This window comes from Pacificibacter sp. (assembly GCF_039769035.1).
Lineage (GTDB): Bacteria > Pseudomonadota > Alphaproteobacteria > Rhodobacterales > Rhodobacteraceae > Celeribacter.
On the sequence record NZ_JBDMZG010000140.1, the window covers coordinates 1 to 12,271 of the forward strand.

Sequence of the window (12,271 nt, forward strand, 5' to 3'; positions counted from 1 at the left end):
GAACGCATGTCGCCCAAAGCCCATCGAACACTTCTTATTGCTCCGCACCATCAAGATCAATCCAAGCCACCTCTACCTCGGCTGGACGAGTGACATCGGCATATTGCTCAGGGATCGACAAACAGCCTTCTTCGTAGTTTTCGGTGCGCACTTGGGTCAGAACTGGGCCAAAGATCTCTTCTTTGTAGATGTCCATGTCTGGGGTCACGTCATCAAAGAATGTCGGGCCAACAAAGTAGCCGTCCTCATAGCCTTGCAAAGAAAAGTCACGACCGTCAGTTTTCAAAGTTGCGCCTTGCTCAATACCTGAGTTGATGAGGCCGATGATGCGTTCTTTAGACGCCGCTGTAATGACGGGACCGTAGTCAACGTCGTCGCCAGCTGTGTAAGGCGCTACTTTGAGTGCTTCGATTTTTGGCATCAGTTTTGCAGCCAATTTGTCAGCTGTTTCTTTGCCAACAGGTACAGCTACAGAAATCGCCATGCAGCGTTCGCCAGCCGCGCCGAAACCAGCACCGATCAAAGCGTCAGACGCTTTGTCGAGGTCCGCATCAGGCATAATGATCATGTGGTTTTTCGCACCACCGAAACATTGTGCGCGTTTGCCGTTGGCTGCCGCACGACCGTAGATGTATTGCGCGATTGGGGTGGAGCCCACAAAGCCAACTGCTTGAATTGTGTCATTATCGAGCAGTGAATCAACGGCTTCTTTGTCGCCATTCACAACTTGCAAAACACCGTCTGGGAGACCGGCTTCTGAGAACAATTCAGCCAAACGCAAAGCCGTGTGAGGCGCGCGTTCGGATGGTTTTAGGATCATAGCGTTACCACAGGCAATCGCAGGGGCCATTTTCCAAAGTGGGATCATCGCAGGGAAGTTGAATGGCGTGATGCCAGCCACAACGCCCAAGGCTTGGCGCATAGACATCAGGTCGATGCCTGGACCCGCGTCGCCCATGTATTCGCCTTTCAAAAGTGAAGGCGCGCCCATGCAGACTTCAACAACTTCCAAGCCACGCTGAACATCGCCGCGTGCATCTGGCAATGTTTTGCCGTGCTCGCGCGAAACGATTTCTGACAACTCGTCCATGTGATCGTTGATCAAGGCGCCGAACTTCATCATGACGCGTGCGCGGCGCTGTGGGTTTACTTTGGCCCAAGCTTCTTGTGCAACAGCCGCTTTTTCAACAATGGCGTCGATTTCTGCAGGTGTCGCAAGCGGAACGCGGGCCACAACTTCGCCAGTCGCTGGGTTGTAGGCGTCTGCAAAGCGACCAGATGTGCCGGCCACGTGTGCGCCGTTGACGTAATGAGTAAGTTCTTTCATGGAATCCTCCTTGGGAATTTGATCAAAGATACCATTGCGAAAACGCTAGACAAAGGGATAATATCTCAAAAAGGAAATGCAAAAATGCAAAGACTGCTGCGCCGCATTTGGTGTAGGGAGTGTCGCGCTTGGGGTAGGAGAAAGGTCAAAACATGAATTGGGACGATATACGGGTGTTCTTGGCGGTTGCGCGAACCGAAAGCCTGTCTGGGGCAGGGCGCACGCTGAAGATGGACCCTGCCACAGTGGGCCGTCGTGTTGCTCGGTTGGAACAGGGCTTGGGTGTGACGTTGTTTGCGAAAACGCCGCAGGGCTATGATCTAAGCCGTGATGGCGCGCGCTTGCTGGCGCATGCCGAAGAGGCTGAAAAGGCCATGACCCTTGGGGCGGCGGACTTGGAAGGCGATGGTGACACGTTGAGTGGCGTGATCCGGCTCGGCGCACCTGATGGCTGCGCAAATTTCGTGTTGCCCAAAGTGTTGGCGCGTATTGCCGCAGTGCATCCGGACCTTCAGGTGCAAGTGGTTGCCTTGCCGCGGGTGATCAGCATGTCGAAACGAGAGGCGGATTTGGTCATTTCTGTCAGTGCGCCGCAAACCGGACGTATGCTGGTGCAAAAAATCACCGACTATCATTTGTCGCTTGCTGCGATGAATTGGTATCTGCGCGATCACGATACGGTTAAAACCCTTGGCGATGTGAAAAACCACAAGGTTGTTGGCTATGTGCCTGACCTGATTTTCGATAAAGAATTGGACTACTTAGACAGCATTGGTGGGGGCGCAGTTGATTTTTCCTCAAACACTGTGTCGGTCCAGCTGAATATGATCAAGGCTGGACTTGGAATCGGCGTTATTCATGATTTTTGCTTGCCGCATGTGCCTGAGCTGAATCGTATTTTGCAGGACCAATTCCGCCTCAAGCGATCTTTTTATCTCATTCGGCATGCGGATGACCGCAAAGTCGAACGTCTTACGCGATTTGCGGACTTATTGGTCGCAGAAATGAAGAGTGTGGTGGAAACTCTCGAAGGTCGCGCTTGACAGGACGGGCAGTCTATCCGACCCTGAAAGTGGGAGCGCGGAAAATAATAAGGAGGAACCATGTTAGTTGGTCAGATTCTAAAAGATAAAGTCATCGCGGATATTGTGACAGTCACCCCGACAACATCGATTGCAGATGCGGCATCATTGCTGTCTGCCAAGAAAATCGGTGCTGTCATCGTCCAGACCAAAGCTGAGACCTATGATGGTATCTTATCCGAGCGTGACGTCGTGCGCGAACTTGGCGTTGCCGGTTCTGCGTGTCTGACGTGCCCAGTGTCAGACATCATGACCGAAAAACTCGAGGTGTGTTCACCAGATGATACGGCCTTGTCTGTTCTTGAACGTATGAGCCACGGCCGTTTCCGTCACATGCCAGTTATGGATGGCGCGCGGTTGATCGGGTTGGTGTCTATTGGCGATGTTGTGCAAGCCCGCTTGGCGCAATTGGCGATGGAAAACTCAGCCCTTGAAGGCATGATTATGGGTCGCTGATTCCAGCGATCACTGCGCACTCCAACAGCCTAAATGGTGGCTTTTTGGTGTGCGCTTGCGACACTCAAATTTCGATATCTTTTTGCGCGGTCTAGGGCTTGCATTTGTTTGAGCAATATTGTTGCGTGCGTGCAGCTAAAGGAGACTTCTATGCGCACTGGTCTATATCCAGGGACTTTCGATCCCGTCACTCTCGGTCATTTGGATATCATTCGGCGCAGTTGTGCCTTGGTCGATCGACTGGTGATTGGCGTTGCTATCAATCGCGATAAGGGGCCGATGTTCTCGCTTGAAGAACGTGTTGCAATGCTCGAACCGATTTGCGCGCAGCTCACTGCGGACACAGGCTGTGAAGTCGTTGTGCATCCTTTCGAAAATCTGTTGATCCAATGCGCCGAAGATGTTGGCGCAACGATCATTGTGCGTGGCCTTCGTGCTGTGGCGGATTTCGAATACGAATATCAAATGGTCGGCATGAACAGGGCGCTTGATGACAGCATCGAGACTGTTTTCATGATGGCTGAAGCACGTCATCAGGCCATTGCGTCGAAACTGGTCAAAGAAATCGCGCGCCTTGGTGGGGATGTGTCAAAGTTTGTGACACCAGAAATCCAAGGTCGTTTGTACGAAAAGCTCGGTCGCACCTAAAACTTGATTGCAGTTCATACAAAAGGCCCGCAGACATCAGATCCTGCGGGCCTTTTTGCATCTGAGCTTTGTTTCAGAGTTTCAATCGAGGCCGATCTAGTCCCTGACATACGGCGACAAAAAAGCCCCGTACAAGGCAGGGCTTTTTAAAAGATCATTTCCGTCAGTCTTTACAGGAACTTGCCCATGAGCTGCGGCTGTATCTGACATACGGTTTAGAAAGTCCTGCACATGTGCAGGGCTTCCACACTATTTCCGTCAGTCTTTACAGGAATTTACCCATAGCAACGGCTGTGTCGCTCATACGGTTAGAGAAGCCCCACTCGTTGTCGTACCACGTCAAAATACGCACCATTGTGCCTTCCATGACCTTGGTTTGGTCTGTGTGGAAGATGGAAGAGTGCGGGTCGTGGTTGAAGTCTGAGGACACGAGCTGCGCATCTGTGAAGCCGAGCACGCCTTTGAGCGGGCCGTTTGCCGCATCACGGATAAGCTGGTTTACTTCTTCGACTGTTGTGTCGCGTTTTGCTTCAAATGTGAGGTCCACAACAGAAACGTTCGGTGTTGGAACGCGAATAGACACGCCGTCCAATTTTCCGTTCAGTTCTGGCAATACAAGGCCAACAGCTTTCGCGGCACCAGTGGATGTTGGGATCATGGACAAAGCCGCCGCACGTGCGCGGTAGAGGTCTTTGTGCATGGTGTCCAACGTTGGCTGGTCGCCAGTGTAGGAGTGGATCGTTGTCATGAAGCCTTTGACGATGCCGATTTCGTCGTTCAGCACTTTGGCCACAGGGGACAAACAGTTGGTTGTGCAAGAGGCGTTGGACACCACGATGTCGTCGGCTGTCAATGTGTCGTCGTTCACGCCGAACACGATGGTTTTGTCTGCATCTTTGCCTGGGGCAGAGATCAGAACGCGGCTAGAACCGTTGTCGAGGTGCGCTTGGCAAGCTTCTTTGGATGTAAAGATACCTGTACATTCCATGACAACATCAACGTCAGACCATGGCAGATCCGCAGGGTTGCGGATGGCTGTCACTTTGATTGGACCACGGCCCACATCAATTGTGTCTTCTGTGTGTGTGACTTCCTGAGGGAAGCGACCATGAACAGAATCGTATTGCAGCAAGTGTGCGTTGGTGGCCACTGGGCCCAGATCGTTGATTGCGATCACTTCGATGTCTGTGCGACCTGATTCAATAATAGCTCGCAAAACATTGCGACCGATACGACCAAATCCATTGATTGCGACTTTTACCGCCATTTCAGCAACTCCTTGACGCTAGAAATATGGGCAGACCCGCTGCCCGTTTGGGCGCAAAAGGTGACGGTTCACCTGTGCGTCGTTAACGCTAACATCGCCATCTGAGACAAAAGGTCAACCGTCTAAGGCGAAATTATCGCCAAAAGGCGACTAAGCCGATCAGATCAACGAATTTTTTTGCAAGGAAAAGGGACGCCTGCCCCTGATTCAAAAAGAAATCTAAAGCAATCGCGAGGCAAATGAGCAAAGCAATGACTGTGGACGGAAGATTCATAGCGACATTTTGTTCCCAGCGTTTTTTATACAATGGCTTATGCAACCTTTGAATAAAAGAGTGCGGGCAACACAAAACCGCCCAGCTCTCTCGTTTGGATCACTGGGCGGTTAAATTTAGATGAAGATGGTGTCGAAATTAGTGCATCAAGCGCCCCATCGCGCCGGCCACATCGGCCATGCGGGATGAAAAGCCCCATTCGTTGTCGTACCATGCCAAGACACGCACTGTGCGACCGACCACTTTGGTTTGGTCAGGTGCGAAGATCGAGCTCTCATTGGTGTGGTTGAAGTCGATAGAGACTTTGGCTTCCGCGTCGTAGCTCATCACCATGCCCATGTAGCCGTTGGCCGCATCGCGTACGATTTCGTTGATGTCTTCGACGGTGACGTCTTTGCCAGCTTGGAATGTTAGGTCCACAGCGGACACATTCGGTGTCGGGACGCGCATAGAGGTGCCGTCCAATTTGCCTGCCAGTTCTGGCAAAACCAGACCCAAAGCTTTGGCCGCGCCTGTTGAGGTCGGAATCATCGCCATGGCCGCAGCACGCGCGCGGTAGAGGTCAGAGTGGCGGCGGTCCAGCGTAGGCTGGTCGCCTGTGTAGGAATGGATCGTGGTCATGATGCCGCTCTCGATGCCCACAGCGTCGTTCAACACTTTGGCCAAAGGTGCAAGGCAGTTCGTGGTGCAAGAGCCGTTAGAGATCATGCGTTCATCTGCCAACATGTCGCGGTGGTTCACGCCGTAAACTACAGTGCGGTCGACGTTCGTTGCCGGGGCAGAGATCAGAACTTTCTTCGCGCCGCGCTCAAGGTGCACTGCTGATTTCAAACCATCGTTGAATTTGCCTGTGCATTCCAAAACAACATCAACACCTTCCCAATCCAGTTCTTTGGGCTCGTATGTGGACATCACTTTGATCGGGCCGCGGCCCAAATCCATCGTGTCACCATCAACGCGGATGTTGCCGCCAAAACGACCGTGCACTGAATCGTATTTCAAGAGGTGTGCATTTGTCTCAATCGGGCCTGTCGCGTTGATTTTGACAACTTCGACATCGTTGCGGGCTGCTTCAGCAATGTGCGCCAATGTGCAGCGTCCGATGCGGCCGAAACCGTTGATCCCTAGGCGAATGGTCATATGCGTCTCTCCTGGTGCTCTCTTCGGCGACGTGGGTCACCGCTCAGATTTATGCGATCTCGTGACACGCTGCAGGGGGCCGCCCGCTGCGCGTCTCGGTCCGTATAGGGGAGATGTGTTTTCAAAAAAAGACGTTTAGCGCCAACATGTTAGCGTAAACATGCGGTGATTGCGCTAACGCTGCGCATTTTAATCCTGGAAAAAGACTCAAAACAATATTTTGAGTTTCTCTAGGGCAAGTAAACCTCTAGAGCTTCTTCCAAAGCCCTATTTGGAACAACGGTCGAAGGCACAGAACTGCGGTCGCCGAACCAACTTTTTGATGTTGCTCGAAAGTGCCAAAATTTACCGCACTCTTTGGAAAACGCATAAAGTGGGCCAGCGGGACGATGGACCGCCCAATCAAAACGGTCAGCAAGTCCTCCGCGAGCCATACACCACTTCGGAGCACAAGGTTTGTCGTTTGGGTTTGTTCCGGCGTGGCTTTTATGTGGTTGGCTGTCGCCATTCGTCACAGGATAAACCCATTGACCGGCAATATGAGCGAATCCAAAACGAGATGTCATTGCTGCTTCAAATATTGTTTTCCCTTTTAGGGGAGCCACCAATTCATCAATATCAAGGCTTAATACAGCTTTTGATGCGTTCAGAAAACGATGGCGCGCAATGTGCATCAAGCTAACTTGTAAGTACATTGCTGGGGCTACAAATTTACCTCCAGCTCGGCCGCCATAGCGAAATGGCGCAGATACGATTGAAACCGCTTTCAATCCGGATTCGTCACGCAGACGTTTGCCCAATGAAATTGGCTCGTATTCAGTTGACCCATTGTCGAATAACAGTAAGCCTTCAAGTCCATGTGCTGAAACATGATACTTTGCCCAGTCGACAATCCACTCAGGAGGCGTGTCCTTTACCATTGTCATCGCTACATTCATGCCGTCAAATGTATCGGCTTGCTGTTGGACCTCGATCTGCGTGATTTGACCTAAAAAATTGACACTAAGGCTTTGTTGTTTGGAGCATTTTACAATGAACATTTCGTATCTCAGCGACTTTTTGTGTCGGCGTATCGTCGCTGAAGTCCCATTCACCTGGAGGCTCTTGATAAAGGCCGCCTTGAGGTTGAGAAGTCTAGGGCAAATGCAGCAAATGTGATGCTCGTCAAATCGAAACACATCGTAAATTAGCGTATGTCGATCAAAAGCATCTTCATATTTTGCAGAGCGTCGGCCCTTTGCCAATGGAAAATCCCGAAGAACGGTGCTGTCTTTTGCCAAGACAACAGGCGAAAGAGTCGGGAAATTTAGTGCTGTATCCATGTCAATCTCGCTAATCCAAAAAGAGGGCCCTCAAAAGAGGACCCTCTTGGAATTTGATGCTTTCCGGAATACTTAACCCAAAAGTGCTTTGACTTGCGCCACAACGTTTTCAGCAGTGATGCCGAACTTTTCGTAGAGCTCATCGATTGGCGCGGAGGCACCGAAGCGGTCCAAGCCAACAAAGGCTTGTTTTTGTTCACGACCGCGTTCGCCCAAGAGCAATTTGTCCCAACCACCAGCGCGTGCGCCAGCTTCTACGCCGACACGAACTGGACCTGCTGGCAGAACCTTGCGACGGTATTGTAGGTCTTGTTCTGCGAACAATTCCATACACGGCATGGACACAACGCGTGTTCCGATACCGGCCTCTTGCAAGATGTCGCGTGCGGCCATTGCAATCGCAACTTCAGACCCTGTCGCAATCAAGATCGCTTGGCGTTTGCCGTCTGAGTCAGCCAACACATAGCCGCCTTGTGCGACCAAGTTTTTCACTTTGTGGTCTTTGCGCAAAGTTGGCAAACCTTGGCGGGTGAGCGCCAAAACGGTCGGTGTCTTTTGTGATGTCAGCGCGATTTCCCACGCTTCAGCCGTTTCCACAGTGTCACATGGACGGATGGTCAATGTGTTTGGTGTGGCGCGGCAAATGGCCAAGTGCTCAACAGGTTGGTGTGTTGGGCCGTCTTCGCCAAGACCGATAGAGTCGTGGGTCATCACGTAAGTGACAGGCACTTGCATCAAAGCAGACAGGCGCATCGCAGGGCGGGCGTAGTCTGTGAAACAGAAGAATGTGCCACCGTAAGGGCGCACACCGCCGTGCAACGCCATGCCGTTCATCGCAGCGGCCATGCCGTGCTCGCGGATGCCGTAGTAGACGTAGCGGCCTTTGCGGTTGTCTTCGTCGAACACGCCCAAATCTGGTGTCAGTGTATTGTTGGAACCGGTGAGGTCGGCAGAGCCACCAATGGTTTCTGGCAACACAGGGTTCACAACGCTCAACACCATTTCAGATGATTTACGTGTGGCAACCTTTGGCAATTCTTCTGATGTCTTCTTTTTCAACGCGCGGATGACAGAAGACAATTTGTTTGGTGTTTCGCCTGCAAATGTACGGGCAAACTCGGCCTTGCGGCGGTCTGATTGCTCGTCAAGACGCGCTTCCCAAGCTGCACGGTCTTCGCGGCCGCGTGAGCCGATGGCTTCCCACTGGGCTTTGATGTCAGCTGGGATTTCAAATGGTGCGGCGGTCCAGCCGTAGCCTTCTTTTGCTGCTTTCATTTGCTCTGCATCCGTCAAAGCGCCGTGGCCTTTGGATGTGTCTTGTTGAGCGTGGCCCAAAGCAATGTGCGTTTTGCAAGCAATCATAGAAGGCTTGCCGGCAGCTTTCGCGGCTGTAATCGCGGCATCAATCGCTTCTGGATCGTGGCCGTCGATTTCTTGCACGTGCCAGCCAGCCGCTTTGAAGCGCTGTGGCTGGTCAGTGCGATCGGACAGATCAACGGTGCCATCGATGGTGATGTTGTTGTTGTCCCAGAACACGATCAATTTGCTGAGCTTTTGACGACCTGCCAAAGCGATGGCTTCGTGTGAGACGCCTTCCATCAAACAGCCGTCGCCAGCGATACAGTATGTGTAGTGGTCTTGCAGCTTTTTGCCGAAACGCGCACGCAGAGCTTCTTCAGCCATGGCGAAACCCACAGCGTTGGAAATGCCTTGGCCAAGTGGACCGGTTGTGGTCTCAACGCCGTCGAGCAAGAAATTCTCAGGGTGACCCGCCGTTTTCGCATTCATTTGGCGGAAGTTTTTCACTTCTTCGAGTGGCATCTCATCGTAGCCTGTGAGGTACAACAAAGAATACACCAACATAGAGCCGTGGCCCGCAGACAAGATGAAGCGATCGCGGTCGGCCCAAAGCGGGGCAGAGGCGTCAAACTTCAGGTGTTTTTCAAACAAAACCGTCGCCACATCGGCCATGCCCATTGGCATGCCAGAGTGACCAGAGTTTGCGGCCGCAACGGCATCAAGCGTCAAAGTGCGGATGGCAGCAGCACGCATCCAGTGATCAGGGTGCGCTTCGCGCAATTTTGCGATGTCCACGTGTGAATCTCCTTGCTGGTCTAAAAGCAGCTGCATTTGCCAAAGGACAGGCGTCATTCGGCGCAACTATTCGCGTCTGGTGATAACGATGTTGCGCAGAAGTGCAAGGCAGACGCATCATTTTGGCGCGTTTCAGCGCGCATTTGATGTCATAGATGTTTGGTCTGTGCGGGCTGGCTTGGACATTGGCCTATCGGATGAAACGACAAGGCATGAAATGGGGCCTGTGCAATCTGTCGCCAACGTGTAATATTTCTTTAGATCGGCATTGAGAAAAGTGACAATTTGGGTCACTTTAAAGCATTGAGACAAAAGTCGATGTAGCGGCCAATGTAAGAATAGTGACAGGTATGTGGCGATGAGTGAGATTTCAGAATTTGAAACACGGATCAAGGCGGCCCTTGAACGTATCGGTCATGCGGTTGTTGCCGCTGAAGAGAAAAATGCAGACAGTCCGCAGGGCGGGATCGCTCTTGAGGAAATGACCGCCGAAATGGGGCATTTGAACGAGGCTTTGGAAGCTGAGCGTGACACAAACGCTAAGCTGGAAGAACGCGTGCGGGCCATTCACGAGCGTCAAGAAAGTCATGTCACAGCCCTTGAAGCAGATGTCGCGCAGTTGCGCGAACAGTTGGCCGCGCATGATGCGCAGGTTCAAAAACTACGTGGTGTTACGGCGCAGCTGCGCGCGAACAACGCTGAATTGCGTGCCGCGAACGCAAAATCTGTTGGGGATCCGCTATTGGTTGATGCCGCGATGAAGGCGGAACTCGAGGCGATCAACGTTGAGCGCGAGGCGGAGGCCGCTGAGCTGAAAGCAATTTTGTCAGACCTGAGGCCGTTTGTACAACCGGCCCAAAAAGAAGAGGCGTAATCATGCCAGAAACCAAAATTTCCATTGGTGGGCGCGAATTCGAAGTGGCTTGCCAGCCGGGCGAAGAGCATTTCTTGCAGTCTGCCGCGAAGCTTCTCGACAATGAGGCCACAGTCCTGTCCAGCCAGATTGGTCGTTTGCCTGAAGCGCGCATGTTGTTGATGTCTGGCTTGATGCTTGCGGATAAAACAGCAGGCCTCGAAGAGCAATTGCGGGCCCTTGAGACAAAACTCGGTGCACAAGAAGCGTTGATCGAAGAATTGCGGTCTGCGCCGGCCCCTGAACCTGAGCGCATTGAAGTGCCTGTTGTGCCACGCGAAGTGCACGATACGTTTGCTGAACTTGCCGCACGGACTGAGGCGATGGCTGCAGCCCTTGAAGAGCGCTTGGACGTCTCAAGCTAAACGCGTTTTGGCATTCAGATATACAAACGGCGGCAAAGATATCCTCTTTGCCGCCGTTTTTGTCTGAATTCGTAAGTGTTTACGCGTTTGCGGCGCGCACTTGGTCGGCTTTTTCTTTGTCGAATGCCACACCGTTTTCTTCGAACAATGTGTCCAGCTCGCCAGACAGGGTCATCTCAGTGATGATGTCGCAACCGCCAACAAATTCGCCTTTGACGTAGAGCTGCGGAATGGTTGGCCAATCGGAAAAGTCTTTGATGCCTTGACGGATCTCTTGGTCCGCCAGCACGTTCTCGTCGTGAAACTCCACGCCCATAAAGTTCAAAACGCCAGCCACGCGGGAAGAAAACCCACATTGCGGCATCATTTTTGTGCCCTTCATGAACAGGACAACGTCGTTTTCATCAACGGTTTTTTGGATTGTGGCTTGTGCGTCGGACATTGTGTCGACCTTTCAACTATTGGAGGCCGCGATTGGGCGGCGAATTCGGTGTTCTTTTACTCAGGGGCGCGTGTGGACAAAGCCAAAGCGTGCAGTTTGCCGCTGTCGATTTCCGTCTTCAGTGCTGCGTTTACGGCGCGTTGTTGTTGCACGCGGTTTTTGCCGCGAAAGCTTTCGTCAACGACTTCGGCTGCAAAATGTTGCCCATCGTCGCCTTGCACGAGGATATTGGCCTCAGGAAAGGCTTTTCTGATCAGGGTTTCGATTTCAGCGGCGGTGATGGCCATTTAGGCGCTCCTTGGTGTGGTCTTGTGTTGGGTAAAATGTAGGGCGGGGGCGCGCCCTGTGCAAGGCGCAGCGGTGATTAAGGCGCGGTGACTTTTGCTACAGCTGTCAAAAATGTGTTGAAACGCCGTTTGAGTGCATCAGTATCTGCCCAAATGCGCGCCGTACGCGTCAAAAGCGCTAGCCGCTCGGTTTCCAAGTCCTCGGGCAGGGCGTGTTTGCCCGCTTCTTCCAATTGCACCATGCGTTCGTGCAAGGGGCGCAGGTTTTCAAAATCGCGCATCATGGCGAACAACAGTTCGGGCGAATCCTGCCAGCTTTCGCCGTTGAATCGCATTTGAGTGACGCGTTGGCCTGCGCCAGCACAGTCAAACTTAATACAGCCCTCAAACCCGTCGTCTTTCAACGTGCTGTGAATTTTGCAACGATGATCAAATCCCAGATTGGGGCAGGGTGTGCCAGAGGCTTTGTCGATGGCAAAGTCATCGCCTTTTTGAAACGACATGCCCAGACAGCACAGCGCCGCGCAATTGGAGCAATCAGAGGTGAGTTCAGGAAGTTCCATGCGTTCGTCCTCAGTTCGGCAAAAAGTGATGTAAAACAAAGGCCCGCGCAATTTGGCGGGCCCTCATAACTATTATGCGTCGGTCCACGTT

At 52.4% G+C, this 12,271-nt stretch carries 13 protein-coding genes; 5 read left to right on the top strand and 8 right to left on the bottom strand.

Annotation, left to right across the window (positions count from 1 at the left end; translation table 11 throughout):
- Positions 1–34: 34 nt before the first annotated feature.
- Complete coding sequence (gene mmsA, locus ABF287_RS11985; protein WP_347185237.1) at positions 35–1,327, bottom strand: CoA-acylating methylmalonate-semialdehyde dehydrogenase; 1,293 nt, start codon at positions 1,325–1,327, stop codon at positions 35–37.
- A 152-nt stretch (positions 1,328–1,479) separates the two neighbouring features.
- Between mmsA and ABF287_RS11990 the strand changes: the two genes are divergently transcribed.
- The 3 genes from ABF287_RS11990 (at position 1,480) to coaD (ending at position 3,513) form a co-directional block, all read left to right on the top strand.
- Complete coding sequence (locus ABF287_RS11990; protein ID WP_347185238.1) at positions 1,480–2,370, top strand: LysR family transcriptional regulator; 891 nt, start codon at positions 1,480–1,482, stop codon at positions 2,368–2,370.
- Positions 2,371–2,430: 60 nt separating this feature from the next.
- Positions 2,431–2,865: a CBS domain-containing protein gene (locus ABF287_RS11995; RefSeq protein ID WP_347185239.1), complete on the top strand. Its 435-nt coding sequence runs from the start codon at positions 2,431–2,433 to the stop codon at positions 2,863–2,865.
- Positions 2,866–3,015: 150 nt separating this feature from the next.
- On the top strand, positions 3,016–3,513 hold the full coding sequence (gene coaD / locus ABF287_RS12000; RefSeq protein ID WP_347185240.1) for a pantetheine-phosphate adenylyltransferase: 498 nt from the start codon (positions 3,016–3,018) through the stop codon (positions 3,511–3,513).
- Positions 3,514–3,778: 265 nt separating this feature from the next.
- Here the strand turns inward: coaD and gap (ABF287_RS12005) are convergent, their stop codons facing one another.
- The 4 genes from gap (ABF287_RS12005) to tkt all read right to left on the bottom strand — a co-directional run bounded on the left by gap (ABF287_RS12005) (position 3,779) and on the right by tkt (position 9,610).
- A complete protein-coding gene (gene gap, locus ABF287_RS12005; protein WP_347185241.1) occupies positions 3,779–4,780 on the bottom strand; it encodes a type I glyceraldehyde-3-phosphate dehydrogenase in 1,002 nt (333 codons plus the stop codon).
- 412 nt (positions 4,781–5,192) lie between these two features.
- The gene (gene gap, locus ABF287_RS12010) at positions 5,193–6,194 is read right to left on the bottom strand and encodes a type I glyceraldehyde-3-phosphate dehydrogenase (RefSeq protein ID WP_347185242.1); all 1,002 of its coding nucleotides are present in this window, start codon (positions 6,192–6,194) and stop codon (positions 5,193–5,195) included.
- Positions 6,195–6,424: 230 nt separating this feature from the next.
- On the bottom strand, positions 6,425–7,516 hold the full coding sequence (locus tag ABF287_RS12015; RefSeq protein WP_347185243.1) for a hypothetical protein: 1,092 nt from the start codon (positions 7,514–7,516) through the stop codon (positions 6,425–6,427).
- Between the two features lie 72 nt (positions 7,517–7,588).
- Positions 7,589–9,610: a transketolase gene (gene tkt / locus ABF287_RS12020; protein ID WP_347185244.1), complete on the bottom strand. Its 2,022-nt coding sequence runs from the start codon at positions 9,608–9,610 to the stop codon at positions 7,589–7,591.
- A gap of 358 nt (positions 9,611–9,968) precedes the next feature.
- Here tkt and ABF287_RS12025 point away from each other — a divergent pair, with 358 nt between their 5' ends.
- Both ABF287_RS12025 and ABF287_RS12030 read left to right on the top strand, forming a co-directional pair.
- Positions 9,969–10,484 (top strand): hypothetical protein, encoded by a 516-nt coding sequence (locus ABF287_RS12025; RefSeq protein ID WP_347185245.1) that lies wholly within the window; start codon positions 9,969–9,971, stop codon positions 10,482–10,484.
- 2 nt (positions 10,485–10,486) lie between these two features.
- Entirely contained in the window at positions 10,487–10,888 is a 402-nt protein-coding gene (locus ABF287_RS12030) for a cell division protein ZapA (protein ID WP_347185246.1), read from the top strand.
- Between the two features lie 79 nt (positions 10,889–10,967).
- On the opposite strand, the gene grxD is transcribed toward ABF287_RS12030, so the two are convergent.
- The 3 genes from grxD to ABF287_RS12045 all read right to left on the bottom strand — a co-directional run bounded on the left by grxD (position 10,968) and on the right by ABF287_RS12045 (position 12,180).
- Positions 10,968–11,330, bottom strand: a complete 363-nt coding sequence (gene grxD / locus ABF287_RS12035) for a Grx4 family monothiol glutaredoxin (RefSeq protein ID WP_347185247.1) — start codon at positions 11,328–11,330, stop codon at positions 10,968–10,970.
- A gap of 56 nt (positions 11,331–11,386) precedes the next feature.
- Positions 11,387–11,617: a BolA/IbaG family iron-sulfur metabolism protein gene (locus tag ABF287_RS12040; RefSeq protein ID WP_347185248.1), complete on the bottom strand. Its 231-nt coding sequence runs from the start codon at positions 11,615–11,617 to the stop codon at positions 11,387–11,389.
- Between the two features lie 77 nt (positions 11,618–11,694).
- The gene (locus ABF287_RS12045; protein ID WP_347185249.1) at positions 11,695–12,180 is read right to left on the bottom strand and encodes a hypothetical protein; all 486 of its coding nucleotides are present in this window, start codon (positions 12,178–12,180) and stop codon (positions 11,695–11,697) included.
- Positions 12,181–12,271: the final 91 nt, after the last annotated feature.

Excerpts from the sequence above, each read along its gene's own strand:
- grxD (WP_347185247.1), bottom strand. The coding sequence starts at position 11,330 with ATGTCCGACGCACAAGCCACAATCCAAAAAACCGTTGATGAAAACGAC.
- ABF287_RS12015 (WP_347185243.1), bottom strand. The coding sequence starts at position 7,516 with ATGGATACAGCACTAAATTTCCCGACTCTTTCGCCTGTTGTCTTGGCA.
- ABF287_RS12040 (WP_347185248.1), bottom strand. The coding sequence starts at position 11,617 with ATGGCCATCACCGCCGCTGAAATCGAAACCCTGATCAGAAAAGCCTTT.
- gap (WP_347185242.1), bottom strand. The coding sequence starts at position 6,194 with ATGACCATTCGCCTAGGGATCAACGGTTTCGGCCGCATCGGACGCTGC.
- mmsA (WP_347185237.1), bottom strand. The coding sequence starts at position 1,327 with ATGAAAGAACTTACTCATTACGTCAACGGCGCACACGTGGCCGGCACA.
- coaD (WP_347185240.1), top strand. The coding sequence starts at position 3,016 with ATGCGCACTGGTCTATATCCAGGGACTTTCGATCCCGTCACTCTCGGT.
- ABF287_RS12025 (WP_347185245.1), top strand. The coding sequence starts at position 9,969 with ATGAGTGAGATTTCAGAATTTGAAACACGGATCAAGGCGGCCCTTGAA.
- ABF287_RS11990 (WP_347185238.1), top strand. The coding sequence starts at position 1,480 with ATGAATTGGGACGATATACGGGTGTTCTTGGCGGTTGCGCGAACCGAA.
- gap (WP_347185241.1), bottom strand. The coding sequence starts at position 4,780 with ATGGCGGTAAAAGTCGCAATCAATGGATTTGGTCGTATCGGTCGCAAT.
- ABF287_RS11995 (WP_347185239.1), top strand. The coding sequence starts at position 2,431 with ATGTTAGTTGGTCAGATTCTAAAAGATAAAGTCATCGCGGATATTGTG.
- ABF287_RS12030 (WP_347185246.1), top strand. The coding sequence starts at position 10,487 with ATGCCAGAAACCAAAATTTCCATTGGTGGGCGCGAATTCGAAGTGGCT.
- ABF287_RS12045 (WP_347185249.1), bottom strand. The coding sequence starts at position 12,180 with ATGGAACTTCCTGAACTCACCTCTGATTGCTCCAATTGCGCGGCGCTG.